This window comes from Ramlibacter sp. P4_H7 (genome assembly GCF_056400765.1).
This window is the reverse complement of record NZ_JBFUKP010000010.1, coordinates 74,332-99,798: the sequence shown is the minus strand read 5'-3', so window position 1 is coordinate 99,798 and position 25,467 is coordinate 74,332. Positions and strand designations below refer to the sequence as shown.

Sequence of the window (25,467 nt, the reverse complement as noted above, 5' to 3'; positions counted from 1 at the left end):
CGTGGCGCGTCAGCCGCCAGCACGGCCGTGGCCGTCGCAGTTGCGGAAGGGCCGTGTCGGACAGGAGCCCGAGGCCCCCCGAATCAATGGGCGCCCGCGGCGGCTTCGCTGCCCCCTGCACTGCGCTGCGGATGGGTCAGCCAGACCAGCGGAATCAGCGCCAGGAACAGCACCGCCGACCCGAAGAAGATGTCGTTGGCCGCAAGCATGAAGGCCTGCTGGTCCACCAGCCGATTGATCTGCGCCAGTGCCTGCTCCGGCGTCAGGCCTGCGGCGGCCAGCCCCGACAGCGTCGCCTGCACCGCGGCGTTGCCGACCGAGACCGATTCCGCCAGCTGCGCGTGGTGCAGCGCGGCCCGGCTCTCCCACAAGGTCGTCGAGATCGAGGTGCCCATGGCGCCCGCGGTGATGCGGACGAAATTCGTCAGGCCCGACGCGGCCGGGATGCGGTCCGGCGTGAGTCCCGACAGCGTGATCGTCATCAGCGGGATGAAGAAGAACGCCATCGCCACGCCCTGGATGACCGTGGGGACCAGGATGGTGCGGAAGTCGGCCTGCGTGTTGAAGTTGGACCGCATCCACAGCACCAGCCCGAACACCAGGAAGGCAAAGGTCGCGTACCGGCGCGGGTCCACGCGGCCGACCGTCTTGCCCACGAAGGGCGACAGCACCATCGCCATCAGGCCCACCGGCGCCAGCACCATGCCGGCTTCAGTGGCGGTGTAGCCCATGAACTGCTGCAGCCACAGCGGTAGCAGCACCACGTTGCCGAAAAACAGGCCATAGGCGACCGAGGTGGTCAGGGTGCCGGCCCAGAAATTCCGGCGCGCGAACAGGCGCAGTTCGACCACCGGGTGGGCGTCGGTCAGCTCCCAGATCAGGAAGAAGGCGAAGCCGACGGCCGCGATCACCGCGAGCGCGACGATGGTGGACGAGCGGAACCAGTCGTACTCCTTGCCGAGGTCCAGCATCACCTGCAGGCAGCCGATCCACAGCACCAGCAGCGCGAGGCCCACCTTGTCGATCGGCAGCACCCGCCGCACGCTGTCGCGGTGCCTGTAGATCGCCCAAGAGGAAAACGCCGCGACCAGGCCCACCGGGATGTTGATGTAGAAGATCCACGACCAGGAGATGTTGTCGGTGATCCAGCCGCCCAGCAGCGGCCCGAGCACCGGCGCGACCAGAGTGGTCATGGCCCACATCGCCATCGCCAGGCCCGCCAGCGCCCGTGGGTAACTGGCGAGCAGCAGCGCCTGCGACAGCGGGATCATCGGCCCGGCCACGAAGCCCTGCAGCGCGCGGAAAGCGATCAGCGTCGTCATGTTGGGGGCCAGCCCGCACAGCCAGGACGCCGCCACGAACAGCAGCACGCTGGCGACGAACAGTCGCACCTGGCCCAACCGCAGGGACAGCCATCCGGTCAGCGGCACGGCGATGGCGTTGGCCACCGCGAAGCTGGTGATGACCCAGGTGCCCTGGTTGGGACTGACGCCCAGGTCGCCCGCGATCGCCGGCAGCGACACATTGGCGATGGAGGTGTCCAGCACGTTCATGAACGTGGCGGTGGACAGGGCGATCGTGCCCCACAGCCGCGCGGAACCCTCCAGCGGCGGAGGCGGGAGCTGCTGCTCGCTCATGCAGGGTCCCTAGCGCGCGGGCGGGCCGCCGTGCACCGCCAGGCGGCCGGGGGCGCTGTTCTGCGCGATCACGCGGCGCACCTCGGCTTCGGCGCCGTCGTCCTGCGTGTCGAACATCTGCGTCTGCGTGGTGGCGGCGGCGCGGGGCGCATCCGCCAGCGCCTTGCCGTCCTGCCGGCCGACATCGACCGTCGCTTCCATCGACAGGCCGACGCGCAGGGGATGCTCCTTCAGCTGCGCGGGGTCGAGCGCCACGCGCACGGGAACGCGCTGCACCACCTTGATCCAGTTGCCGGTGGCGTTCTGCGCCGGCAGCAGCGAGAAGGCCGCACCCGTTCCCACGCCGAGACCAGCCACGCGGCCCTGGTACTCGACCTTCTTGCCATAGAGGTCCGCGGTGAGCGTCACGGGCTGGCCGATGCGCAGCTTGCGCAGCTGCACTTCCTTGAAGTTCGCCTCCACCCACACCTGGTTGAGCGGGATGATGGACATCAGCGGCGATCCCGCCGCGATCCGCTGCCCCAGCTGCACGGTGCGCTTGGCCACGTAGCCGTCGACCGGCGCCACCAGCACGGCGCGTTGCTGCGCCAGCCAGGCCTCGCGCACCTTGGCGGCGGCCGCCTGCACCTGCGGATGCTGTTCGACGTCGGTCCCGGAGGTCATCGCCTGGTTGCTCGCAAGCTGCTCGCGCGCGCTCACGACGGCGGCCTGCGCCGCCGTGACTGCGCTGCGGGCGGCGTTGAGTTCCGTCTCCGCGTGGTTCAGTTCTTCGCCGGAAATGGCGCCGGTGCCCATCAGCGAAGCCCTGCGCTTGTAGTCGTCCTGCGCGCGCGCCTGGGCGGCCATGGCCTTCTGCACGTCCGCCTCGCGCAGCGCCACCTGGGCCGCCAGCGACCCGTTGTTGGCGTACACGGTGCGCACCTGCCGCACGGTCTGGCCGAGGGCCGCCTCCGCCTGGTCCAGCGCGACGCGGGCATCGGCCGGATCCAGTTTCACCAGCGGCTGGCCGGCGCGCACGAAGTCCGTGTCATCGGCGTGGATCGACATCACGGTGCCGCCGACCTGGGGCGTGATCTGGATGACGTTGCCCTGCACATAGGCGTTGTCGGTGTCTTCGTAGTGGCTGGCAACCAGCCACTCGTAGCCGCCCCAGATGAGGCCGACCACGGCGACGACGCCGGCGAGCGTCAGCAGCGCCTTCTTGCGGCGGGGGTGGGCGCGCGGGGACGCCGGGGCTTCCTGTTGGGGTTCGCTCATGGGGAGTTCGAAAAGGCGACGCCGCGCACGGCGGGCGTCAGGTGGGTTCCTGGACCTGCGCCTGCATGGCGCGTCCGTTGTCGAGCACGCGGCGCAGCAGGCCCTTCAGCTGGCGGAATTCGTCCTGGGTGAAGCCCTGCAGGAAGGCGTTCTGCACCTTGCACAGCACGGCCGGGATTTCCTTGGCCGACTCCCGCCCTTCGCGCGTGAGCTCCAGGTTCACCACGCGGCGGTCCTCCGAGGAGCGCACGCGCGTGACCAGGCCCTTGGCTTCGAGGCGGTCCAGCATGCGCGTCATCGCGCCGACGTCGAGCTGGCATTGGCGCGCGAGTTCGGCCACGGTGGAGGCTTCGCCCAGGTGCAGCTTGAACAGGGGCACCCACTGGGCGTTGGTCAGGCCGCGAGGCTCGAGCGCCTCGTCGACCTCGGCGGCCATGCAGGACAGGATGCGCCGCATCAGGTAGGCCGCGCTCTCGTCCGGCTGGTAGTTCTCGGGACGGTAGAAGGAAGCGGGGGCATGGACGCCACGGGTCATGCCCCCAACTATACTTGCCTAGGCAATCATTGTCAAGGCTGACATTGTCGAGGCAGGTGCTTGCCGCGTCGATCAGCCGGCGGTGTAGCGCTCGCGCAGCTCGCGCTTGAGGACCTTGCCGATGTCGCTGCGCGGCAGCTCGGACAGGTAGCGGACAGCGGACAGGCGTTGCGTCTTGCCGAGCCGCTCGTTCGCCCAGGCGCGCAGCGCGGCGGCGTCCATGGCGCCCGGCGCCGGCACCACGAAGGCCACCGGGGTCTCGCCCCATTCCTCGGAGGGCACGCCCACGACGGCGGCTTCCAGCACGCCGGGGTTCTGGCGCAACACCGATTCGAGGTCGCTGGGATAGATGTTGAAGCCGCCGCTGATGACCATGTCCTTGCGGCGGTCCAGCAGGGTGAGGAAGCCGTCGTCGTCGAACCGGCCGACGTCGCCCGTGCGGATGAAGCGGTTGCCCTGCGCGTCGTACCACTCGGCGTCGCGCGTCTTGTCCGGCTGGTGGTGGTAGCCCGTCATCATGGAAGCGGAGCGCCCGACCACTTCGCCGACCTCGCCCTGCGGCACTTCGTGCCCTGCTTCGTCGATCAGCCGGATGTCGTGGCCCTCGGCGGGCTTGCCCACGGTGTGCAGCTTGTCCGGGAAGTTGTGCGCTTCCAGGATGCAGGTGCCGCCGCCCTCGGTCATGCCGTAGTACTCGACCAGGCCGCCGGGCCAGCGCCGCAGCACGTCGGCCTTCAGCTTCGCGGAGAACGGCGCGCTGGTGCAGAACTTCATCCGGAACGACGACAGGTCGTGCCGGTCGAAGCCGGGCAGCGCCATCAGCCGCTGGTATTGCACCGGCACCAGCATGGCGTGCGTCGCCCGTGCGTCCTCGGCCAGCGCGACATAGGCCTGCGCATCGAACCGGCCCTCCGTCAGCACCACCGTGCCGCCCTTGGCGAGGCAGGGAAACACCGACACCAGCGTCGTGTTGGAACAGAGCGAGGTAGCGGCGATCGTCACCGCGTCCGGGCCATAGCCGTAGGTCTCGCCGCGGGCGACGTGGGCCCAGCGCATCGCGTGCGGCTGCACGATGCCCTTGGGCGCGCCGGTGGTGCCCGAGGAATAGATGATGTTGAAGGGCCAGGCGGGATCGATCCGCACCGGCCGCGGCGGCGTGTCCACCGTGAGCCAGGACGCGAGGTCGTCCATGGCGACACGGCGCGCGTCGCTGGCGAAGGCGGGCACGGTGGCGTCGGTGAAGAACAGGCGCGCGCCGCTGTCGCGCACCATGCCGGCGAGCTGCTCCGTCGTCGCGCCCGTGGGCAGCGGCGCGATTGCAAGGCCGGCCCGCAGGCCGCCCAGGAACAGCACGACGTAGGCAATGGAATTCGCCCCGCTGATGGCGATGCTTTGCGTCGGCTGCAAGCCCTCGGCCTGCAGGCGGGCGGCGACGCGATCGACCTGCGCGTCCAGCTCGCGCCAGGTCAGCCGCACGGCGCCCTGCCGCAGAGCCAGGTGCTCCGGACGGGCTTGCGCGTGTTCGCGGATGAGGTCGGGGATGGCGCGGAAGGGCGGCAGCCCCACGGGCGGCGGCGTCTGGTCGGCGGTCAAGCGGGTCTCCTTGGGCACCGACTTTACGTCAGCCCCCCGCCGGCGCCTGTGCCGCGCCGGACAGCGCGACCGGCGACGGTTGTGTCCGACAGTGCCCAGGTGCCGGTGCCGACGCGAGGCCCCGGGCCGCGCCCCCAGACTGGCGGCAACACCATCCGGAAGGAGAACGCCATGGCCTACAGCAGCATCCTGGGTGCGGACGTCGCACCGACCAACCCCGCCGGCCGCGAGGCCGAACTGCTGGGCCCGAGCGACAACTCGGACAGCGGCAGCGACACCATCGGCACCACGGAAGCCGACCAGGACACGACGGACGCCGGTGGCACGGGGGACCGCGGGGTCGTCGCCGGACGCGATGCGCGCGAAGGCGCGGACATCCTGCCGGACCGCGTGGTGAACCTGGCCGACGGCGAGGTATCGGCCGAAACCGACCCGCACGGCATGGACCTGACCGACCTGGACGTCGACGACGACGCACAGGCCTCGGCCGACGGCGACCGGTCGGGCGAAGACCGCTGAGCCGCATGGGCCGCAGCGCGACGCCTGCCGCCGCGATGCGCCGCGTGCGGACCGTTCTCAAGGAGACCTTCGGGCTGTCCCGGCTGCGGCCGGGACAGTCGGCCGTGATCGAGCGCGTGCTGGCCGGCGAGCCGACCCTGGCCGTGATGCCCACCGGCGCCGGCAAGTCCCTGTGCTACCAGCTCCCGGCCCTGCTGCTGGAAGGCCGCACCGTGGTGGTCTCGCCGCTGATCGCGCTGATGAAGGACCAGTGCGAGTCGCTGCGTGCACTGGGCATCGCGGCCGTGCAGGTGAACAGCGCCACCGACAGCGAAGAGTCCGGCGCGGCGGAACAGGCCGTGGCCGACGGCAGCGCGAAGATCGTCATGACCACGCCGGAACGGCTGGCCGAGCCCGCGTTCCTGGAGATGCTGCTCGCGCACCCGATCAGCCTGCTCGCGATCGACGAGGCGCATTGCATCTCGCAGTGGGGCCACGACTTCCGCCCCGCCTTCCTGGAGATCGCGCACGTGCTGCCGCGGCTCCGCAAGCCCGTGGTGCTGGCGCTCACCGCGACAGCCACCGGCCAGATCGCGCAGGACATCTGCAAGCAACTCGGCATCCCGGACGAGGGGGTGCTCAACACCAGCGCCTACCGATCCAACCTCGACCTCAGGGTGGTGGCGGTGGCGGACGAGGCCGACAAGCTCGCGCAGGCGCTGAAGCTGGTGCGCGCGACCGAGGGCAGCGGCATCGTCTATGCCGCGACGGTGAAGGCCGCCCATGCGGTGCACGAAGCCTTGCAGGATGCCGGCGAGAACGTCGGGCTGTACCACGGCAAGCTGGGAGCGGCCGAGCGCGCGCGGGCGCAGGACGCGTTCATGGACGGCAGTTGCCGCGTGATGGTCGCCACCAATGCCTTCGGGCTGGGCATCGACAAGCCGGACATCCGCTTCGTGCTGCACTACCAGCTGCCCGCGACGCTGGAGTCCTATTACCAGGAAGCAGGTCGCGCCGGACGGGACGGTGACACCGCGCGCTGCACGCTGCTGTTCCTGCGGGGCGACAAGGCGATCCAGCAGTTCTTCATGGCCGGTCGCTACCCCGGCGAGGAGGACGCCGCCGCGATCGTGCAGGCGCTGCAGGACCGTCCGGTCGAAGGGGAAGCGTGGACGCTGCCGCTGCTGCAGGCGAAGGTGAGCCGCCCCAAGACCAAGCTGCAGGTGGCGCTGGGCTTGCTGCGCAAGGACAAGATCGTGGCGATGGCGCGCGACGGGACGCTGCGGCTGCTGGCCCGCGTGGCGTCCGGCGAACGCCTGCGCGCCCTGACGGCAGGCTACGGCCGCAAGCGGGACCTCGATCGCGAGGCGCTGGAGCGCATGGTCTTCTACGCGCAGACCGGGCAATGCCGCTGGCGCGTTCTGCTGGACCACCTGGAAGGCGGCGCGCCGTTCGAGCGCTGCGAACACTGCGACAACTGCCGCCGCATCGCCGCGCACGAGGCCGTGGTGGAAGACCTGCTGCAGCGCGAGACCGCGACGCAGGAGACGCAGGAGACGCAGGATCAGGACGAGGATGCCGCCGCGCCGGTGTTCGCGCGCGGCGACGTGGTGGAAGTGCGGCGCTACGGCCGCGGCGTGGTGGAGGAAGCCAGCGCCACGCAGGTGACGGTCGCCTTCGCCGACCGCAGCCGGCGCAGCTTCCTGCCGGAGTTCGTGCGGCGGGCCAAGGCGCAGCGCGCAACCGGCAAGGCCGGCGCCGCTAGCGCAGGCTGACCGACAGGCGCTTCCACCCCGGGTCGGTCCAGCGCTGGAACGGCCCCAGGGCCGACGGGTCGCCGGCCTGCCTCTGGGTCGCCAGCGAGTCCAGGCCCACGACGTCGTAGCTGCGCCGATAGCGTCCCTCGCCGCGCGCTTCCCGCGCCAGCAGCACCTGCTGTCCACCGGGCACCCATCCGGCGAATTCCACGTAGCCCAGCTCCGGCTGCAGGGGCGCGGGCGGGAGTACCTCGATCGTCCATTGCTTTCCGCGCAGCCGGAACAGCCACAGTTCGCGCCAGGCCTCCAGCGGCTGCACCGCAAGCGCCAGCGCATTGCCTTCGCGATTGAGGCTGGCCGACTGCGGCCAGACCAGGGCATAGGTGCAGCGACGCGCGAGCGGCTGGCTGGCGCCGTGTTTCGCGTCCACCAGCAGCACGCAGGTTTCACCCGGCTGCCCCGGCTCGACGAGGATGGCTGGACGACGCGGATCGGGCGCCGCTTCCGCGCGCGGCACGGCGGCCCAGCGCGATGCGTTGACGCGCATGGCGGCATCGTTGTACGCGGCCTGGTCGTCCTCCGACAGTTCGGCCTTGCCGACCGATGCGAGTTCCGCCAGCGCGCGCTCGGCCGCCGCCTGGGCCGGCTCGCCCAGGCGCGTGCGCTCGTAGGCCAGCGTGCTCCACACGGCCGCGCGCCGCAGGGCGACGCGGTTGCGCACGTGCGTCGGCAGGGCAGCCGTGTCCACGCGCTCCAGCACGCCGGCGCGCCAGACGTTCAGCTGGTGCCGCTGCAAGGGCAGCAGGGCCGGGTCGATGCACTCCGGTTGCGTCAGGGCCAGCGCCGCGCGCGCCTGCTGCACGGGCTGCGCCGGCAGTCCCAGCACGCGGCGGAACGCTTCGCCGTCGTAGCAGATGCGCATGCGGCCCGCGCGTTCGTAGCTGGCGAACCGCACGCCGTAGCGGGACGCCACCTCCAGGTGGGCCGACAGCGCGGCCTGTCCCGCCTTGCCGGCAGGCGGCGCGCTGGAGGCGCGCTGCGCCAGCCGCTCGGCCAGGGTGCCCAGTGCGTCCAGCGCATCGGCGCCGGCCGGGCCGCGCAGGGCTTCCGGCGGCGCGGCCAGCAGATACGCCGCTGCGATCCCGATGCCCAGCGACTCGGCGCCTGGCGCTTCGCGCACGAATCGCAGCACCGCCAGCAGCTCCGGCGCATCCGCCGGCGCGAGCATGCTGCGCCGCACCTGGTTCGCCTTCACGTAGCCGCCGCGCTCGCGCGCGGGATCCCACACCTGCAGGTAATCCAGCCGCTCTCCGCGCACCTCCAGCAGTTCGCCCTGCCACAGCTGCGCCTGCGCCGGCGCCGACTCGCGCGGCGACGCCCGCAGGACCGCCTGGTCGGTGGCCACGATCGCGCTGCCGAAGGTCGCCGCGGCAGCGGCAGTCACGAGGGCACTCGCCAGCATGGCGTCAGTCCTCCGCGCCGGGCCGCGCCACCACCTGCTGCGCCGCGGCCGGCCGCGCGTCCTGGCCGCCGCCGAGCAGGTTGGCCGCCAGGAAGCCGCCGCCGGAACCCGGCGGCGCGATGATCACCTGAACCTTGTCAGACAGCTTGTCGGCCAGGGTCTTCTGGATCAGCAGCGGATGCCGCGACAGCAGCGTGCCTTCGCGCGCCATCTGTTCCGCGCCCGCCTGGCCGACCTTCTCCATGCGGAAGGCCTCGGCCTCCGCCAGCTTGCGGCGCGCATCGGCCTCGCCGCTGGCCTCGATGCGACGGGCCTGCGCATTGCCTTCGGCGATCTTCATGCGCGATTCCTTTTCCGCTTCCGCCTCCAGCCGGCGCTGTTCGATCTGGCGCTGCTTGAAGGGCAGCACGTGCTTCATCGCCTCTTCCTGCGCGCGCGCGGCGATCACCTGTTCGCGCGCCGCCGCTTCGGCCCGCACCTCGCGCCGCACCTTCTCCGCGTTGGCTTCCAGTTCGGTCTCCTTCACCCGCTTGTCCTTCAGCTCCAGCGTGTAGCGCATCTTCTGGGTCTCCAGCTCCTCGGCCAGCAAGCCTTCCATGCCGCGCTTGTAGTCGGCCGGCAGGTCCACCTTGCCGACCAGCACGCCCTTGAGCAGCACGCCGTCGGCGGCCAGGCGCGGGCGCAGCTCGGCCTCCAGCGCCTGCTGGATTTCCGCGCGCTTGGTGGAGAAGATCTCGCGCACCGTGTAGCGCGCGAACACCTTGTAGACCACGTTCTGCACCGCCGGCTCCACGATCTCCGCGTCCAGGCTGTCCGGCAGCGTGCGCGCGGTGGCGGCGATGCGCGCCGGATCGAGCGAATAGCGCACGGTGAGGTCGATGCCGACGGAGAGTCCTTCGACCGACTGCACCGGCGCCGCCCCGGCCGCGTTCGCCATCTGCGCCGGCCGGTACACGCGATCGCGCACCGACACCAGGTGCACCCGGTGCACGCCCGGCACCACCAGCACGCTGCCGTCCTTCCAGGTCAGCACGCTGCCGGTGAACAGATTGGTGCGCACGCCCAGCTCGCCGGGGCCGGCCGACTGCAGCGGCGGGTGCGCCAGCAGCACCCAGCCCGCGGCGCCGACCAGTGCGGCAATGCCGATCGCGCGCCGTGCATGCAGCACGCGGCCGAGCGCGCCTTCGGCGAACAACAGGTCTCCCTGCGCGGGGCGCCGCAGCTTGCGGGCAAGGCCCAGGCGGATGGCGCGGACGATGGAATTCAGGCGGGCGAGCATGGGGTTCTCCTCGGTGGCGGGACTTCAGCAGCCGTGCGCCGGCAGTTCCGCGGTGGGCAGGTTGGGACCGGGCTGGGCACGGGTGGACAGCAGCAGGAAGGTGGCCTGCTCTTCCACCTCCACCAGGAAATCCGGTCGGCGGTCACCGTCCAGGTCGGCCACCGCCCGCACGCTGGTGCGCGCGCCCTGCGGGCCCAGCAGGTAGGTGTAGGTCTGTCCTTCGTAGCCCACGGCGTACTGCACGCCGGCGGCCACTTCCTCCACCCGCAGGCTGAAGCGCATGCCGCCCATGGCCAGTTCGTGGTGGCGGCCCAGGCGCGGCGTCTCCAGCACTTCCAGGTGGCGGTAGCTGGGGCGCAGGCCGGTCTTCAGCTCGGTCTCCTTCATCCGGAAGAACAGGGCGTCGGCGGGCTGCATGCCGCGCTCGCCGGGCTTCACGGCGCGCACGTCCACGCCCTGGTCCTGCACCACCAGGCGGTACCAGCCGTTCTCCGGCCAGGGGCCGGTGCTGGCGGTCACCACTTCGTCCTGCCAGGTCTGCGCGTCCAGCAGCAGGCCCTGTTCGGGGCGGTTGCCCGCCCACAGCGCGGCGGCGGCGGCACAGGCGCCGGAGGCCAGCGCAAAGCGGGCCAGGGCGCGGAAGGGGGTGGGGCGGCGGGTCATCGTGCTTCTCCTTGGGTTGGCGATGCAGGCCATTCTTCGGAGCAGGCCGGGAAGGAACAACGCAGCGGCGGGGCGGCTTCGTTCACGCCCAGGAAGAAACCTTCCGGGCTCGCTTGCGGGCCGCATTCCATAATCCGGCGCATGACCCGCGTCGCCGTGATCGAGGACGACCTGCCAACCAGCAACCAGCTCGCCGGCTGGATCCGCGCCGCGCGGCCGCAGGTGCAGGTGGACCAGTGGTTCGACCGGGACAGCGCCGAGGCGGCACTCGCGCGCGAGAGCTACGACGTGGTGCTGCTGGACATCGAGCTGGGCCGCGAACGCCATGCCGGCGTCGCGCTGATCAACGCGATCAACAAGCGCCGCTCCGGCGTTCCGGTGCTGGTCGTGTCGGCCATGCCGGCGGCGATCTACCGCAGCATCATGAAGGCGCTCGACGCCTGGGACTACCTGCAGAAGACGACCTTCGAGGAGGCCGATTTCGTCGAGACCTTCCTGGAGATCCTGCGCGTCGCTCGCGAGCGCCGCGCGAGCGACGATGCCCCGAAGGCCGAGGCCGATGCGCTGTCGCTGGATCCGCTGTGGCAGCGCACGCCGACCTGGCGCGGCCAGCGCATCAACCTGCCGCTGACGGCGCAGCGCATCCTGGCCACGCTGTACCAGCGGCGCGGCGAAGTGGTGTCCTACGAGGACCTGTTCGACGTGGTCAAGAGCGGCCGCAACCGCGACAACGTGCGCAAGCACGTGGGCACCATCCGCGAGGCCCTGCGCGAAGTCGACCCGGGTTTCGAGGGCATCGAGAACGTGCCGATGCGCGGCTTCCGCTGGGCCGACGCCAGGCCCGCGCGCGGATGAAGCTGCCCGAACTCGGGCTGCCCGGCCTGGAAGCGCCGCGGCTGGGCCTCGCGTCCTTCCGCCGGCGCATCCTCTTTCGCGCCGTGTTCCTGCTGCTCGCGCTCGCGACCCTGGCGCTCGCCGTCGTGCTGCTGCAGGACGAGAAGCAGCGCAGCTATGCGAACTACCAGCAGGCCTTTCGCCGCACGCAGGCCGAACTGCTGGCGCGCCTGCGCGATCCGGCGGGCCAGCTCGCCCTGATGAATCCGGAGGCCGACCAGCGCGAGCCGACGCCATTGCGGCCACTGGTGCTGCCCTACCCCGCCTTGGACATCGACGACCCGAACCGGGCACGGCAGGCGGTCGAGGCGGCTGGTTGCGCGCTGCGCTACCCGGATGGCAGCGACCTGTGCGTGGGGGTCGGCCACAACGCGTTCGCCGGCGGCTACCTGTACCTGGTGGGCAGCTTCCGCACCGGGGACCTGGTCGCGCGCGAACCCGACATGCCCGACATCGACGCCGTGCACCGCGCGCGCATCCGGGTGGAGATGCGCGGCGAGGTGAAGGCCTGGATCGCGCCGTTCGAGCGGCTGTCACTGCGCGGCGAGCCTTTGGTGCGGGGACGCCTCGCCGGCTTCGCGCTCGGCGCCGATCCCGCGCAGCCGGGCGAGGCGCGGCCGGTGCGCGACTTCCGCGGCTGGTTGTGGCAAAGCGCCACCTGCGCCGAAGGCGGGGAGCTGCCCGACTGCCCGAGGCGCGTGGTCTATGCGATCCGGCTGCCGGTGGAAGCATTCCGGACCGCCGCGTTCGAGCGTCCCCGCGCGGAATGGCCGCCCGCGGACCTGGACCGCATCCGCGTCCACGTGCAGATGCTGGCGCCGGGGGACGCGCCGCCGGTGTTCGACAGCAATGCGCCCGGGGCCGTGGCGCCCGGGGCCGTGGCGCCCGCCTCGCTGGCCGCCATCGCCAAGGTGCTTCAGCCCGGCGAAGTACTGGCGATCCAGCGGCAGGACGCGCCGCGCGCCGCACCGCTGGTGATCGAAGGCCGCGACGACAGCGCGGGCCGCAGCTCGCCGCTGATCCTGCGGCTGATCGATCGCCTGCCCGTGGCGACGCGGCCCGGCCCGGTGCAGGCGCGCGAGACCATCGCCACGCCGACCGGCAGCTTCGACGTGCGTCTGAGCGGCGACGCCCGCGGCATCGACCAGGGGCTGGGCGTGATCGCCACGCGCATGGCCTGGTACGTCGCGGCCATGTTGGGTGCGATCGTGCTCGCGTGGCTGGTGATCGAAGTCGGCCTGATCCGCCGCATCGGGGTGCTGACGCGGCGCGCCGCCGCGGTGTCGCACAACGTGCAGCGTGATGCTCAGGGCGATGCGCGGATCGGCCAGCTCGACGTGTCCGACCTGCGCGGCAAGGACGAACTGGGCATCCTCGCCGGCGGCCTGGCGGACCTGCTGGAGCGCGTCAAGAGCGATGTGCAGCGCGAGCAGCTGCGCGCCCAGCGCGAGCGGGACATGCTGCAGGCGGTCGGCCACGAGATCCTGTCGCCCCTGCAGTCCCTGATGGTGCTGCATCCCGATCCCGACGACCCCGACCATCGCTACGTGCAGCGCATGCAGCAGGCCGTGCGCGTGCTGTACGGCCAGACTTCGCCCAGCGAGGCGCTGGCCGCGGCGCAACTGGAACTGGCGCCGCTCGACCTGGATGCCTTCCTGCAGCAGGTGGCCGCCAATGCGGGCTTCGCCGGCATCGAGGACGTGCGCTACGCGTCGCCCGGCCATCCCGTGCGCGTGCGCGCCGACCCGTTCTCGCTGGAGGACGTGGTCACGCACATCCTGCGCAACGCGCAGCGGCATCGCAGCCCGGGCACGCCGGTCACCCTGTCGCTGCACGAGGCCGACGGCCAGGCGCGAATCGGCATCCACAACGTGGGGCCGGCGATCGACGATGCGCTGCTGGAGCGGATCTTCGATTACGGCGTGAGCGATGCCGACGCCGATGAACGCACGGGCCGGCGCGGGCAGGGCCTGTTCGTGGCCCGCACCTACCTGGCCAAGATGGGTGGCAGCGTACGCGCGCTCAACTGCGAGCAAGGCGTGCGCTTCGAGCTCGGCCTGCCGATCGAGCGCTGATCTGTCCCACACCCCGGCGCGCTGGCGCTGCGCTAGGCTGGAAGCATGCGAATGCCCGGTCCGCCGCGCTGCCTGCTCGTCGCCTGCGCCCTTGCCATCGCCGCCTGCACGCCGCGGCAGGAGCCTCCTCGTCCTCCCTCGCCGCGGGGTCCGTCTGCGCTGCCGGCGCCGGCCAGCCCGGCAGCACCCCCGAGGCCTCCGGCTGCGGCTCCGGAGACGCAACCTGCGCCCGTCCCCACCCCGCCGCCCGCACAAGAACCGGCCGATCCCGAGCGCAGCGCGGTGCTCTTCAAGATCTGGCGAGACAAGCATGCCGCCGAGGTCGAGGCGTTCGAGGAGTTCCTCGTCCACGAACAGGTGGCGCAGGTGGTGCCCACCTACCAGCTGCTGCGCAGCGCTTCGATGTGGAAGGAGTGCCATGCCGAACCGTTCCAGCTGCCGCCGGAGCAGGAATGGCCCAAGGTGCGCGACCTGCTGGTGCTGCTGCACGAATTGCGCGAGCGCCAGGTGCTGCCGGGCTTCGAGGTGGTCTCGGCCTACCGCGACCCCCGGCTGAACCGTTGCGCCGGCGGCGCGCCCGGCAGCGCCCACGTGCACTTCGCGGTCGACATCGCGCCGCTGCAACCGGAAGTCGGCGCGCGCCTGTGCCAGTTCTGGCGGGAGCGCGGACAGGGCTGGCAGATGGGCGTCAGCCGTTATCCGACCGGACGCATCCACATCGACCGCCACGGCTATCGCACGTGGGGTGCCAGCCACCGCCGGGAGAGCAGCTACTGCCTTCGCTGAAGACAGGGCGGCCCGTTCTTAGGGCTGTTGCTTACGTTGTCACACCTAACGATCTCCCGCTTCCTCAGACAAAAGGAGGGGTCCGCTGCCCCAGCGGTAGGTGAAACCCGCACAGTTTGGTTGCAATTTGTAGCATCTCGCCCCTACAGTGACAGCACGCGTCGCGCCCTCCGCGACCACTCCATCAGGAGATCCGCATGTCTTCGATTGCCCGCATCCTGTCCTGCTCCGCGGTCGCACTGCTCGCGGCGGCCGCTGCCGTAGCCGCCGCCGACAAGGTCCCGCCGCCGACGGCCGCCGACCACGCGTGGCGCCTGCCTGCCGTGCCCATGCCCAAGGACAACATCAGCACGCCGGCGCGTGTGGAACTGGGCAAGGCCTTGTTCTTCGATCCGCGCCTGTCCGGCAATGGGGCGAGCTCCTGCGCCAGCTGCCACAACCCCTCCCTGGGCTGGTCGGATGGCCAGAAGACGGCGGTCGGCTTCGGCGGCGTCGTGCTGGGGCGCGCCACTCCGACGATCGTCAACACGGCCTACAACACGCAATTCATGTGGGACGGCCGCAAGAAGTCCCTGGAAGACCAGGCGCTCGGCCCGATGAAGGCCGCCGACGAGATGAACACCGACTTCCCGGCCGTCATCGCCCGCCTGGGCGCCATGCCGGCGTACCAGTCGCTGTTCGAGAAGGCCTATCCCGGCGAGGCGATCGGCGAGGAGACCATCGCCCGGGCGCTCGCCGCCTTCGAGCGCAGCATCGTGTCCCGGGACGCGCCCTTCGACCGCTGGCTCAACGGCGACACGCGTGCCCTGACCCCCGAGCAGTACCGCGGCTACAAGGTGTTCAGCGCCGCCGACAAGGGCAACTGCGCGGCCTGCCACAGCGGCCCCAATTTCACCGACAACGGCTTCCACAACATCGGCATCAAGACCGTGGGCGCCAATCCCGACCCGGGCCGCTACGCCATTCGCAAGGTCGCTTCGATGAAGGGTGCCTTCAAGACGCCGACGCTGCGCGACGTGGAGCTCACCGCGCCCTATTTCCGGGACGGATCCGCTGCCACCCTGCGCGACGTGGTGGAGCATTACGCCCGCGGCGGCGACGACCGCTCCAACCTGTCGCCGGACATGAAGCAGTTGAACCTGAGCGAGCAGGACAAGAGCGACCTGGTTGCCTTCCTGCGCGCCCTGACCGGCAAGCGCGTGGCCGTGACCACGCCGCAACTGCCGCAGTAAAGGCAGCCCTTTCCACCAGCCGGGCTGCAGCAGTCATGGACACCTCGTTGCCATCGTCCCTGATGTCGTACGACAGCATTGCGGCTGCGTCGGCGGGCGCACCCCCGGCGCCGCGGCGCTCGCGCAGCATGGTCGCGCGCTGGAAACGCGAGCTGCGCTGGTTCGCCGGCGGCGTCACGCTCCTGGTGGTGCTGGTGGCCGGCATCTCCCTGCTGGCGATGTGGCACGTGATCAACGAGGTGGCCCGCGCCGAAGCCGTGAACGAGGCGCGCTCGCGCGCCGCCGTCGATGCCCGCCTCGCGGTGCTGGAAGTGGACCGGCTGCTGTCGCAGACCATGGCGGAAGACGATCCCGCGAAGGTGCGCACCGCCGCCGTCGCCTCGATCGCGGCGGCCTCCCGGCTGGAAGACGCGGTGACGGCCCTGCTGGTCGCCCTGCCCCAGAGCACCGACGTCGCCGAGATGAGCCGCCTGGTCGACGGCGTGAAGGCCCCGCGGATCCAGGTGATCACGCTGGCGCGCAAGGGCGAGCGTGCGCAGGCTTCCGCCACGCGCCAGTCCATCGTCGAGCCGCTGCAGCAGATCAACCGGCTGTCCACGACGATCCTGGAAAACCAGGCGGCCACCCGCCAGCAGGCCAGCGACGAGCGCTCCCAACTGTTCGAACGCATGCTGTACGCGCTGCTGCTGGCGGCCGGCGTCGGCACGTTCGGCGGCGTGCTGTTCTACCGGCGCCTGATGCGCCGCTTCGCGCCGGTGGAGCAGCTGCTGGAGGAAGTCGCGCACAGCGCGCACGAACTCCAGGCGGGCGGCCAGCAGCTCGACAACGTGAACGGCGACGTGCAGCGGGGCACCCAGCAGCTGCGGGTGCTGCTGGAGCGCTGCCAGGGCGCCATGGAATCCATGCTGCAGGAAGCCCAGGGCTGCCTGAAGGACGTGGACCAGCTGGGCGGGACCTGCGATGCCTCCGCCGAGATGTCGCGGCTGCACGCCGAGGAGGCCGCCGTGGTGGCCGAGCAGATCCAGACCACGACCGCGCGGCTGCACAAGCTGCTGGAAGGCACGCAGGCCCTGAGCCGCAGCCGCAGCGAGATCGCCCGGTTCGCCGACCAGATCGAGGGCATCTCCGCCACCACCCGGCTGCTGTCGCTCAACGCCGCCGTCGAGGCGGCGCGCGCCGGCGCCGCCGGCCGCGGCTTCTCGGTGATCGCGAATTCGGTGCGCAAGCTGTCCGAGGACACCCAGCAGGCCGCGATGCAGATCCGCCGCGCGAGCGAGGACATCACCCGCCAGCTCGGCGCCACCACCACCGCGCTGGAAGAAACCAGCGTGCTGATGGACCAGGGCGCCGGCCGCATCGCCGCCCTGGACAGCTCGGCGCGCTCCAACCGCGCACTGGTCGACGGCATGCACAGGGAAGTGCAGGGCTTCCGCGGCTCCTTCCAGCGCCAGGTGGAGCGCGTGCAGTTCATGGACCGCGAATCGCAGGAACTGGCCGCCGCGCTCGCCGATGGCGACCGGCAGGCGCGCCTGCTGGACGAAACTTCCGCCTCGCTGGCGCACACCTCCAGCGCGCTGACGCAACGATTGACCAACCTCCAGGCCTGACCTGACCACTCTTGGGAGCCCACCGCACCATGCGCACGATCCTTTCCACCGCGGCCCTGCTCGCGCTCGCCCTCGCGCTGCCCGCCCAGGCGGCCGAACACGTCGTCAGCCAGAAGGCCAAGAATTTTTCGATCAAGCGGCTGGCCGTGCAGCAGGGCGACAGCGTCAAGTTCGTCAACGATGACCCGTTCGCCCACAACGTGTTCTCGCTGTCCGACGTGAAGAGCTTCGACCTGGGCTCCTACGGCCAGGGCCTGTTCAAGTCGGTGCTGATGGACAAACCGGGCACGGTCGAAGTCGAGTGCGCCGTGCACCCCGACATGAAGCTGGTGATCGAGGTGAAAAAATGAGACGGCTGGCCCTCGCGGCCATGGGCATGGTGCTGGCCTGGCAGGCCCCTGCGCAGATCGCCCCGGCGGTCGCGCCGGTGCTGGTCAGCACCGCGAAGCCGCTGCTGGCGCGCGACGGTCCCGACGCCTCCCACTTCCGGGGCAGCCTGGTGTTCTTCAATTACTGCGTGACCTGCCACGGCCCCAACGCCGACGGCAACGGACGCGCCGCCAAGCTGTACGACCCGCGTCCGGCCAACCTGCGCGAGAGCGACAAGAACGACGCGTACATGCGGTTGATCGTGGCGAAGGGCGGCAAGGCCCTGGCCCGCTCGGAGTTCATGCCGCCCTGGGGCGAGGAACTGACCGAGGAACAGATCGGCGACGTGGTCAGCTACCTGCAGTCCATCAACGCCCGTAAGCGGTGAAGGCCGCCGGTGCGCTGCGGCGCACCAGCAGCTGCTCCATCCCTTCGAACGCATCGCGCACCGCCGCCACCAGGTCGACGCCGTGCGCGCGCGTGGCCACCAAGGCGCCCTCCTGCAGTTCCGCCTGCACCTGCACCGCGTAGGCCGGATAGCCGACGGTGAACTGCGGCGGCTCCATGCTCACCTTCCAGCCTCGCACCTCGCCGTGCACGGCGTCCAGCGTGCTGATGCCGTGCAGGGCGGCGGCTTCCGCGCTCTCCGAGGAGAGCATGCCGATGAAGCGGAGGTCGACGGGAAGGTTCATGGTCAGGTCCCTGCGTGCGGTTCGGCAACGATCGTTCACGCGGGGCACTGCGCACTTGAGAAATCTCAAGTGCGGCCAAGAGCACGGGTTTCCCCCAACCCGGCGCGGATGCGGGGCCGGCGTCAGTTGAACTGCACCTCGCCGTGCTCACCGAGCTTGTCCGGGCGCGTGCCGGTGGCCGCCGCCTTGCCCATCTTGAGCAGCTGCAGCAGCTTATTTTCCTTGACGTTCCAGTACTCGGCCTCTTCGATGCGGACCTCCAGCAGCTCCATGGAGGGATCCTCGGGCCCGCCCGGGAACCAGGCCTTGGCGATCGGGTTGAACAGCTCGCGCTTCTTTGCCAGGTCGTCCAGCACGCGAGCGGTGCCCGTGACCGAAACCCACGTGTCCTTGCCCGGGTTGGCGTAGGCCAGGTTCACGTTGCCGTCGGCCTGCAGGCGCTGGCCCACCTCGGAGGAGCGCGAGACGAAGAAATACAGGCAGCCGTCCTCCGCCAGTTCCTTGTTCTGCGTGGTCAGCGGGTGGGAGTGCAGCGTGCCGTCGGCGTGACGGTGCGACAGCATGCAGAAGCGCGTTGCCTTGATCAGGTCCCAGAGGACCTCGTGCTGTTTCGTGTCGTTCATGTGGGCTCCAGTTCGTACGGCCCCCATGGTCGGGCCCGTGGCGCGGCGGGCCCGTCGGGGGGACCTGCGTCCCCCTGTGCGCCATGGCCGACAGCGCTTGTCCTAGGACAAACATGGCTCAGCAGCCCACCGAGGGAGGACGCGGCATTTCGCGCGCCGCGCGCCTCGCGCATGGATGAGGAGGCGGCACGCGTGAGCCAGCCGGAAGTCGGGCATGCGCCAAGCGCTGTCGCGGCATAGGACTCGTCCTATGCGGGCTCAGCCAGCGGCGCGTCCCTGAATCGGAACCCGCCGAGCCTGGGATTCAGCTTGCGCTGATCGCGGGAACCCGTGCGGTCGCCGATCATGAATGCAACAAAGGGCCAAGCCCTTCATCCGACAGGAGAGCCGCCATGAACGAGTCCAGCACCAATGCCTACCAACTGTGCTTCCGTTCCCTGTTCCACAGCGGACGCGGCTACGCGTTCCCGTGCGACCCCGCGGGCCAGGTGGACCTGGACCGCATGAGCGAGCGGGCCCGCAACAACTACTTCTACGCCCGCGCCATGGTCGGCCGCGAACTGTCGGCGCCCGCGGTCGAGAACTCCATCTTCCATTGACCCCGCCCGCCCCGAACGGGGCGGCGGCCGGGCTCCTAGATGTAGGAGCTGCGCGGCGGCGGCGCATGCCGCAGGTGCAGCGAGATGTCCAGCGCCGCCATGTGGTTGGCGTTGCGCGACAGGATGGTGTCGGCCAGGGGCAGGAACACTTCCTCCTCGAAGTGGGCGTGCTGCCCATACAGGCGCACCAGCCGGTCCACGTCCCCGGTGAACGCGGGACCATGGATCTTCCCCGCCGCCGCGAACACCACCGCCGGCCGGACCTGTTTCCACAAGCCTTCGATCGCGCGGTGTTCCGCCTTCAGCCGGTCGACCATCGTCTGCACCTGGGCGGCCTCGCGCGCGTCGCTGCAACTGCGCTGCACCGAGACGAACAGTTCCTGCTCCTCGTCCAAGTGGTGCGCGTGCACCACCCTGTCGAACAGGTCGAGCAGCGCCGTCGCCTTGGTGCGTGCCTGCTCCATCGCCGCCGCCAGCTCCGGCAATGCAGCGAGGTCGCGCAGCCCGGTCAGGATGCCGTCGTGGCATCCGCTGAACTGGCGGATCGGTGCGTGCAGGTCGGAGGTCGATGCCTCGTTCGCTGCTTGCTGCTTGTCCATGGTGTCTCCTTTGCTGCTGCCAGCCGTCGATGCAGTCTCGGCCAGCGGCGCCGCGACGTCTTGACGTGCGTCAAGGGCACCCCGGGACGCGCGCCCCCACCGCCCGGTCCTTGCACTCTGGTTGCTGCAACGCAGGGGCGGGGGAACGCGGCGTGCGGGTCGCCGCGCTGCTGGGCCACCCCGCGCTTTTGCGCCATGATGGCGCGGTGAAACTGGCCCTGCTGTCGGATCTGCATGCCAACCTCCGCGCGTTCGACGCATGCCTGGCCCATGCCCGCGCCGCCGGGGCGACCCGGTTCGCGCTGCTGGGCGACCTGGTCGGCTATGGGCCGGAACCGGTGCAGCTGCTGGAACGCGTGATGGCGCTGGCGCAGGACGGAGCCATCGTGCTGCGCGGCAACCACGACGACGCGGCGCGGCAGCCGCCGGCCGCTCGCGACACCGCCGAAGCCGTCTCGTCCGCCTGGACCCATGCGCAGCTGGGCCCCGCGCACCTGGCCTTCCTGGCCTCGCTGCCGCTGACGGCGACCGCGGCCGATGCGCTGCTGGTGCATGCCAGCGCGCACGATCCCCAGCATTGGGAGTACGTGGACCGGCCGGCGCTGGCGCGTCGCTGCCTGGAGGCGGCGGAGGAACAGTGGGGGCTGCACCGCGTGTTTTGCGGCCACGTGCACGAGCAGCTGCTCTATTACCGGGGCGCGGACGGCAAGCCGATGGCGTTCAGCCCCGTTCCCGGCGTGCCGGTGCCGCTGGCTGCGCACCGCAGTTGGCTGGCGCTGGTCGGTTCCGTGGGCCAGCCGCGCGACGGCGACCCGCGCGCCATGTATGCCCTGCTTGACGCAGCGCAGGCGCGGCTGAGCTTCCACCGCATAGCCTACGACCATGTCGGCGTCGCCGCCGCGGTGCGCGCCGCCGGCTTGCCCGAAGGGTTCGCACAACGACTGGAGCGGGGACGATGACGCGGCTGCAGGAAGGATCGGTGATCGACGGCTTCGTGATCGGCCCGCGCGTGCACGCGGGCGCGATGGCGGAGCTGTACCGCGTCCGCTACGACGGCGAACGGCCCGACCCCGGCTTTCCCATGGTGATGAAGGTGCCGCGCATGGGCGGCGGCGAGGGCGCGGAGAACCTGGTCGGCTTCGAGGTGGAGCACCAGATGCTGCAGGTGCTGCACGGCCCGCACGTTCCGCGCTTCGTCGCCGCCGGCGACATGGGGCGGCTGCCGTTCCTGGTGATGGAGTACGTGCAGGGGCGCACGCTGCAGGAGGTGCTGGACGAGGCCACGGCCGCGCGCCGGCGGCCGCCGCCGCAGGACATCGCGCACTGGGGCCGAGCCATCGCGCTGGCCGCGCACAGCCTGCACAAGCAGAACGCGGTGCACCTGGACCTGAAGCCCGCCAACGTGCTGCTCAAGCCCGACGGAAGCTGCGTGCTGATCGACTTCGGCCTGAGCTGGCACGCGCACTACCCCGACCTGCTCGCCGCCGAGATGCGGCCCGCGATCGGCTCGCCGGCGTGGATGGCGCCCGAGCAGGTGGTGGGCGTGCGCGGCGATCCGCGCAGCGACGTGTTCGCCATCGGCGTGATGCTGTACGAACTGGCCACCGGCGAACTTCCCTTCGGCGCGCCCGCCACCACCGGCGGCCTGCGCCAGCGCCTCTGGATGGACCCGGCGCCGCCCCGCGCGTTGCAGCCGGAGCTTCCACCCTGGCTGCAGGAGGTGATCCTCAATTGCCTGGAGCCGGAAGCCGCCCGGCGCCCGCCGTCGGCGGCGCACCTGGCCTTCGACCTGGGGCATCCCGACCAGGTGCAGGTCGGCCCGCGCGGACAGCGCACCGAGCGCACGGCGCTGTCGCAGCAACTGCGCCGCTGGCTGCGGGCGGCCGGCATGCACTACGAGCCGAGCCCGCTGCCCAGCGAACGTGTCGGCGAGGTGCCGATCGTGATGGTGGCGGTGCCGCACCACGACACCACCGATGCCGCGCTCTATGCGCTGCGGCAGGCGACCCAGCGCTCGCTGGGCATCCGGCCCGGCGCGCGCCTGGCCTGCGTCACCGTCGTCGGCAGCGGCGCCGCCCAGGACGACGAGGCCGCCCGGCACCGGTACCACGCCGAGCAGCTGCGGCTGTGGTCCCGCGGCCTGGACGTCACCGACCGCCAGCTGTCCTTCCACGTGCTGCAGGCGGACGACGTGGCCGGCGCCCTGCTGGCCTATGCGCAATCCAACCATGTCAGCCTGATCGTGATGGGCGCGGCCACGCATGGCCTGGCCCTGAAGCGCTGGATCCCGACGGTGCCGGCGCGCGTGGCGGCGGAAGCGCCGTGCAGCGTCCTGCTGGTCAAGGACGCGCCGCCCTTCGCGCTGCTCAGCCAGGCGGCCTGAGCGAATCGACCGGCCTCCTTGGCACTTTCGATTGCCGCTGCGGCGCGGACACGCGGGCGGAAGCGGGAAACCCCGTACCCGGCGAGCTCTCCGGCGCCGACATACTGCCTCGCATGAACGAGGCCACCGCCGGGACGTACACGTCCCCCACCGAACGCGTGCAGGCCTGGACCGAAGGGTCCACGCTGCACATCCGGTTCAACAATCCCGCCAAGCACAACGCGCTGTCCGTCGACATGTGGCAGGCGGTGCCGCCGCTGCTGGCGCAGGGGGAACGGGACGATGCCATCCGGCTCGTCGTGTTCTCCGGCGCCGGCGAGAAGGCTTTCGTGTCCGGCGCCGACATCTCGCAGTTCGAGGACATGCGCGCCGCGCGCGAGGCCGTGAAGGTGTACGAGGCGATGGCGGAAGAGGCGCTGATGAGCATCTACCGCTGCGCCAAGCCGACCCTCGCGTGCATCCGCGGCTTCTGCATCGGCGGCGGCGTCAACGTCGCCATCAGCTGCGATTTCCGCATCGCCAGCGACGACGCGGTGTTCGCCATTCCCGCCGCGCGCCTGGGGCTGGGCTACCGTCTCTCGGCGCTGAAGAACCTGGTGAACCTGGTCGGCGTCGGCGTGGCCAAGGACCTGTTCTTCACCGCGCGCCGCATCGAAGCCGCCGAAGCGAAGACCGTCGGATTGATCACCCGGGTGGCAACCGGGGACCGTTTGCCCGAGCTGCTCGCCGAGTACACCTCCGCCATGGGGGCCAACGCGCCGCTGACCCTCCTGGCCGGCAAGAAGATCATCGAGGAAATGCTCAAGGACGACGCCGACCTGGACCGGGACCTGTGCAAGCGCCTGATCCTCGACTGTTTCGAGAGCGAGGACTACGCCGAAGGCCGGCGCGCCTTCATGGAAAAGCGCAAGCCCGTGTTCCGGGGCCGGTGAGATGCGCTCGTACTGGCTGGTCGCGAGCGAAACCGAGGCCCGCATCGAACCGCGGGAAACCGCCGTGCCCGAGCCCGGCCCCACGCAGATGCTGGTGCGGGTGCGCGCCGCGGGCCTGAACCGCGGCGAGTTCATCATCGGCGGGCTCACCAAGGCCGGCAGCGCCAAGGCCCTGGGCATCGAGGGTGCGGGCGAGGTGGTGAAGGTGGGCGCGCAGGTGACGCGGTTCGCGCCCGGCGCCCGCGTGATGGGCCGCTTCCCCGGCGCGATGGCGGAGTACGTGCTGGCCGAGGAGGCGCAGGCCATGGCCGTCCCGGAACCCCTTTCGTGGGAAGAAGCGGGCGCGCTGCCCACCACCTTCATGGTGGCGCACGACATGCTCGTGCTGCAGGGCGGCCTGCAGGCCGGCGGCTGGCTGCTGGTCACCGGCGTCACCTCCGGCGTGGGCGTCGCGTCGCTGCAGATCGCCAAGGCCCTGGGCGCGAAGGTGATCGGCACCTCGGGCTCGCAGGCGAAGCTGGACAAGCTCGTGCCGCTGGGCCTGGACGTCGCGATCTGCAGCCGCGCTGCGGACTTCCATGCGCGGGTGATGGACGCCACCGGCGGCGCCGGCGTCAACCTGGTGGTCAACAACGTGGGCGGCACCGTGTTCGCGGAGTGCGTTCGCTGCCTGGCGTTCGAAGGGCGGCTGGCCACGGTCGGCTACGTCGACCAGGTGCTGAAGGCCGAGATCGACCTGCAGGCGCTGCATGCGAAGCGCCTGGTGCTGTTCGGCGTGTCGCAGAAGATGACCAGCCCGGCGCAGAAGGCCGAAGGCACGCGGCTCTTTGCAGCGCAGGTCCTGCCGCTGGTGGCCGCGGGCCAGTTACGGCCGCTGATCGACCACGTGTTTCCCTTTGCCGAGGTGGCCGCCGCCCGCGCCCGCATGGAAGCCAACGCGCACGTCGGCAAGATCGTCATCGCGGCCTGACCGCATCCCAAGGAGTCTCCATGATCAAGACGTTGGTCGCCGGCGTGGCGCTGGCCATCGGACTGTGCAGCGGCGCGCAGGCGCAGGCGCAGACCTGGCCCGACCGCCCGGTGAAGCTGGTGGTGGGCTTCACGCCCGGCGGCGCGGCCGACTACGTGGGCCGCAGCGTGGGCGACGCGCTGGGCCGGGCCCTGGGCCAGCCGATCGTGATCGACAACAAGCCGGGTGCGGGCTCCAGCCTGGCCGCGGACTTCGTGTCCAAGGCAGCGCCGGACGGCTACACGATCCTGATCGCGAGCCCCAGCGCGATCTCGGTGAATCCGGCGATCGACCCCAAGCGCGCCCCGGCCGTCAACAGCCTGGTCCCGGTGGCCAAGCTGACCGCCTCGCCGCTGGTGGTCGCGGCCAATCCGCAGCTGGGCATCAAGACGATTCCGGAACTGGTCGAGTACGCGAAGAAGAATCCGGGCAAGGTGAACTTCGCGCATGCCGGCATGGGTTCGGCGCCGCACCTGGGCGGGGTGCTGTTCAACCAGCTCGCGGGCACGGACCTGGTGGGCATCCCGTTCAAGGGCGGCGCGCCCTCGGTGCAGTCGGTCATCGCCGGCGACACGCAGGTGACCTTCGCCACGCCGCCCTCGGTGCTGCCGCAGATCAAGGGCGGCCGCCTGGTCGGACTGGGCGTCACGACGACCGAGCGATTCCCGCTGGTGCCCGAGCTGCCCGGCATGAAGGAGGCCGGCCTGCCCGGCTACAAGATGGACTTCTGGTACGGCTTGTTCGTGCCCGCCGGGACGCCGCCGGAGATCGTCAAGAAGCTGTTCGACGCCACCAGCGTCGCGCTGCAGCGGCCCGAGGTGAAGGCCGCGCTGGCGCGCGAAGGCACCGATGTCTCGGCGTCCGCATCGCCGGCGGACTTCGCCGCCTTCGTGAAGGACGAGAACCGCTTCTGGGCCAAGCTGGCCAGGGACTCGGGCGCGAAGGCGGAGTAAGGGCGCGGCCGCGCAAGTCGTCCGCGCGCCGAT

At 70.9% G+C, this 25,467-nt stretch carries 25 protein-coding genes; 15 read left to right on the top strand and 10 right to left on the bottom strand.

What is annotated here, in order from left to right; all coding sequences use genetic code 11:
• Positions 1–83 precede the first annotated feature (83 nt).
• The 4 genes from AC1DSA_RS15205 to AC1DSA_RS15190 form a co-directional block, all read right to left on the bottom strand.
• Complete coding sequence (locus AC1DSA_RS15205) at positions 84–1,637, bottom strand: DHA2 family efflux MFS transporter permease subunit (protein WP_477890594.1); 1,554 nt, start codon at positions 1,635–1,637, stop codon at positions 84–86.
• Between the two features lie 9 nt (positions 1,638–1,646).
• Positions 1,647–2,894 (bottom strand): EmrA/EmrK family multidrug efflux transporter periplasmic adaptor subunit, encoded by a 1,248-nt coding sequence (locus AC1DSA_RS15200; RefSeq protein ID WP_477890592.1) that lies wholly within the window; start codon positions 2,892–2,894, stop codon positions 1,647–1,649.
• A gap of 37 nt (positions 2,895–2,931) precedes the next feature.
• A complete protein-coding gene (locus AC1DSA_RS15195; RefSeq protein ID WP_477890590.1) occupies positions 2,932–3,429 on the bottom strand; it encodes a MarR family winged helix-turn-helix transcriptional regulator in 498 nt (165 codons plus the stop codon).
• A gap of 72 nt (positions 3,430–3,501) precedes the next feature.
• Positions 3,502–5,022 (bottom strand): class I adenylate-forming enzyme family protein, encoded by a 1,521-nt coding sequence (locus AC1DSA_RS15190; protein ID WP_477890588.1) that lies wholly within the window; start codon positions 5,020–5,022, stop codon positions 3,502–3,504.
• A 171-nt stretch (positions 5,023–5,193) separates the two neighbouring features.
• Here AC1DSA_RS15190 and AC1DSA_RS15185 point away from each other — a divergent pair, with 171 nt between their 5' ends.
• Both AC1DSA_RS15185 and AC1DSA_RS15180 read left to right on the top strand, forming a co-directional pair.
• Entirely contained in the window at positions 5,194–5,541 is a 348-nt protein-coding gene (locus AC1DSA_RS15185; protein WP_477890586.1) for a hypothetical protein, read from the top strand.
• A 35-nt stretch (positions 5,542–5,576) separates the two neighbouring features.
• Complete coding sequence (locus AC1DSA_RS15180; RefSeq protein ID WP_477890791.1) at positions 5,577–7,295, top strand: RecQ family ATP-dependent DNA helicase; 1,719 nt, start codon at positions 5,577–5,579, stop codon at positions 7,293–7,295.
• Here AC1DSA_RS15180 and AC1DSA_RS15175 read toward each other — a convergent pair.
• The 3 genes from AC1DSA_RS15175 to AC1DSA_RS15165 are packed head-to-tail and all read right to left on the bottom strand — an operon-like array spanning position 7,282 to position 10,681.
• Positions 7,282–8,739: a hypothetical protein gene (locus AC1DSA_RS15175; RefSeq protein ID WP_477890584.1), complete on the bottom strand. Its 1,458-nt coding sequence runs from the start codon at positions 8,737–8,739 to the stop codon at positions 7,282–7,284. The two genes, AC1DSA_RS15180 and AC1DSA_RS15175, sit on opposite strands and share 14 nt — an antisense overlap.
• 4 nt (positions 8,740–8,743) lie before the next feature.
• Positions 8,744–10,018 carry a prohibitin family protein gene (locus AC1DSA_RS15170; protein ID WP_477890582.1) on the bottom strand — a complete coding sequence of 425 codons (1,275 nt, stop codon included), beginning with the start codon at positions 10,016–10,018 and terminating at the stop codon, positions 8,744–8,746.
• 24 nt (positions 10,019–10,042) lie between these two features.
• A complete protein-coding gene (locus tag AC1DSA_RS15165) occupies positions 10,043–10,681 on the bottom strand; it encodes a hypothetical protein (RefSeq protein WP_477890580.1) in 639 nt (212 codons plus the stop codon).
• A 141-nt stretch (positions 10,682–10,822) separates the two neighbouring features.
• Here AC1DSA_RS15165 and AC1DSA_RS15160 point away from each other — a divergent pair, with 141 nt between their 5' ends.
• The 7 genes from AC1DSA_RS15160 to AC1DSA_RS15130 all read left to right on the top strand — a co-directional run bounded on the left by AC1DSA_RS15160 (position 10,823) and on the right by AC1DSA_RS15130 (position 18,032).
• Positions 10,823–11,536 carry a response regulator transcription factor gene (locus AC1DSA_RS15160; protein ID WP_477890578.1) on the top strand — a complete coding sequence of 238 codons (714 nt, stop codon included), beginning with the start codon at positions 10,823–10,825 and terminating at the stop codon, positions 11,534–11,536.
• Positions 11,533–13,650, top strand: a complete 2,118-nt coding sequence (locus AC1DSA_RS15155) for a sensor histidine kinase (RefSeq protein WP_477890576.1) — start codon at positions 11,533–11,535, stop codon at positions 13,648–13,650. Before AC1DSA_RS15160 ends, AC1DSA_RS15155 begins: the two co-directional genes overlap by 4 nt.
• Positions 13,651–13,932: 282 nt before the next feature.
• Positions 13,933–14,436, top strand: coding sequence for a D-Ala-D-Ala carboxypeptidase family metallohydrolase (locus AC1DSA_RS15150; RefSeq protein ID WP_477890574.1), 504 nt, complete (start codon positions 13,933–13,935; stop codon positions 14,434–14,436).
• A gap of 197 nt (positions 14,437–14,633) precedes the next feature.
• Entirely contained in the window at positions 14,634–15,668 is a 1,035-nt protein-coding gene (locus AC1DSA_RS15145; RefSeq protein WP_477890572.1) for a cytochrome-c peroxidase, read from the top strand.
• A gap of 35 nt (positions 15,669–15,703) precedes the next feature.
• On the top strand, positions 15,704–17,275 hold the full coding sequence (locus AC1DSA_RS15140; protein ID WP_477890570.1) for a methyl-accepting chemotaxis protein: 1,572 nt from the start codon (positions 15,704–15,706) through the stop codon (positions 17,273–17,275).
• Between the two features lie 29 nt (positions 17,276–17,304).
• Positions 17,305–17,625, top strand: a complete 321-nt coding sequence (locus tag AC1DSA_RS15135; protein ID WP_477890568.1) for a plastocyanin/azurin family copper-binding protein — start codon at positions 17,305–17,307, stop codon at positions 17,623–17,625.
• Complete coding sequence (locus tag AC1DSA_RS15130) at positions 17,622–18,032, top strand: c-type cytochrome (RefSeq protein WP_477890566.1); 411 nt, start codon at positions 17,622–17,624, stop codon at positions 18,030–18,032. Before AC1DSA_RS15135 ends, AC1DSA_RS15130 begins: the two co-directional genes overlap by 4 nt.
• On the opposite strand, the gene AC1DSA_RS15125 is transcribed toward AC1DSA_RS15130, so the two are convergent.
• Together AC1DSA_RS15125 and AC1DSA_RS15120 are read right to left on the bottom strand one after the other, a co-directional pair.
• Entirely contained in the window at positions 18,013–18,336 is a 324-nt protein-coding gene (locus AC1DSA_RS15125; protein ID WP_477890564.1) for a hypothetical protein, read from the bottom strand. The two genes, AC1DSA_RS15130 and AC1DSA_RS15125, sit on opposite strands and share 20 nt — an antisense overlap.
• A gap of 122 nt (positions 18,337–18,458) precedes the next feature.
• Entirely contained in the window at positions 18,459–18,959 is a 501-nt protein-coding gene (locus AC1DSA_RS15120) for a pyridoxamine 5'-phosphate oxidase family protein (protein ID WP_477890562.1), read from the bottom strand.
• 392 nt (positions 18,960–19,351) lie between these two features.
• Here AC1DSA_RS15120 and AC1DSA_RS15115 point away from each other — a divergent pair, with 392 nt between their 5' ends.
• The gene (locus AC1DSA_RS15115) at positions 19,352–19,558 is read left to right on the top strand and encodes a hypothetical protein (protein ID WP_477890560.1); all 207 of its coding nucleotides are present in this window, start codon (positions 19,352–19,354) and stop codon (positions 19,556–19,558) included.
• A gap of 35 nt (positions 19,559–19,593) precedes the next feature.
• Here AC1DSA_RS15115 and AC1DSA_RS15110 read toward each other — a convergent pair whose 3' ends face one another.
• Entirely contained in the window at positions 19,594–20,157 is a 564-nt protein-coding gene (locus tag AC1DSA_RS15110; protein ID WP_477890558.1) for a hemerythrin domain-containing protein, read from the bottom strand.
• 206 nt (positions 20,158–20,363) lie between these two features.
• Here AC1DSA_RS15110 and AC1DSA_RS15105 point away from each other — a divergent pair, with 206 nt between their 5' ends.
• From AC1DSA_RS15105 to AC1DSA_RS15085, 5 genes are all read left to right on the top strand, one after another.
• Positions 20,364–21,116, top strand: coding sequence for a metallophosphoesterase family protein (locus AC1DSA_RS15105; protein WP_477890556.1), 753 nt, complete (start codon positions 20,364–20,366; stop codon positions 21,114–21,116).
• Positions 21,113–22,540 (top strand): serine/threonine protein kinase, encoded by a 1,428-nt coding sequence (locus AC1DSA_RS15100; protein ID WP_477890554.1) that lies wholly within the window; start codon positions 21,113–21,115, stop codon positions 22,538–22,540. The genes AC1DSA_RS15105 and AC1DSA_RS15100 overlap by 4 nt, the downstream gene beginning before the upstream one ends.
• Before the next feature lie 113 nt (positions 22,541–22,653).
• The gene (locus tag AC1DSA_RS15095; RefSeq protein ID WP_477890552.1) at positions 22,654–23,472 is read left to right on the top strand and encodes an enoyl-CoA hydratase; all 819 of its coding nucleotides are present in this window, start codon (positions 22,654–22,656) and stop codon (positions 23,470–23,472) included.
• 1 nt (position 23,473) lies between these two features.
• Positions 23,474–24,442, top strand: a complete 969-nt coding sequence (locus AC1DSA_RS15090) for a zinc-binding dehydrogenase (protein WP_477890550.1) — start codon at positions 23,474–23,476, stop codon at positions 24,440–24,442.
• A gap of 20 nt (positions 24,443–24,462) precedes the next feature.
• Complete coding sequence (locus tag AC1DSA_RS15085; RefSeq protein ID WP_477890548.1) at positions 24,463–25,434, top strand: Bug family tripartite tricarboxylate transporter substrate binding protein; 972 nt, start codon at positions 24,463–24,465, stop codon at positions 25,432–25,434.
• Positions 25,435–25,467: the final 33 nt, after the last annotated feature.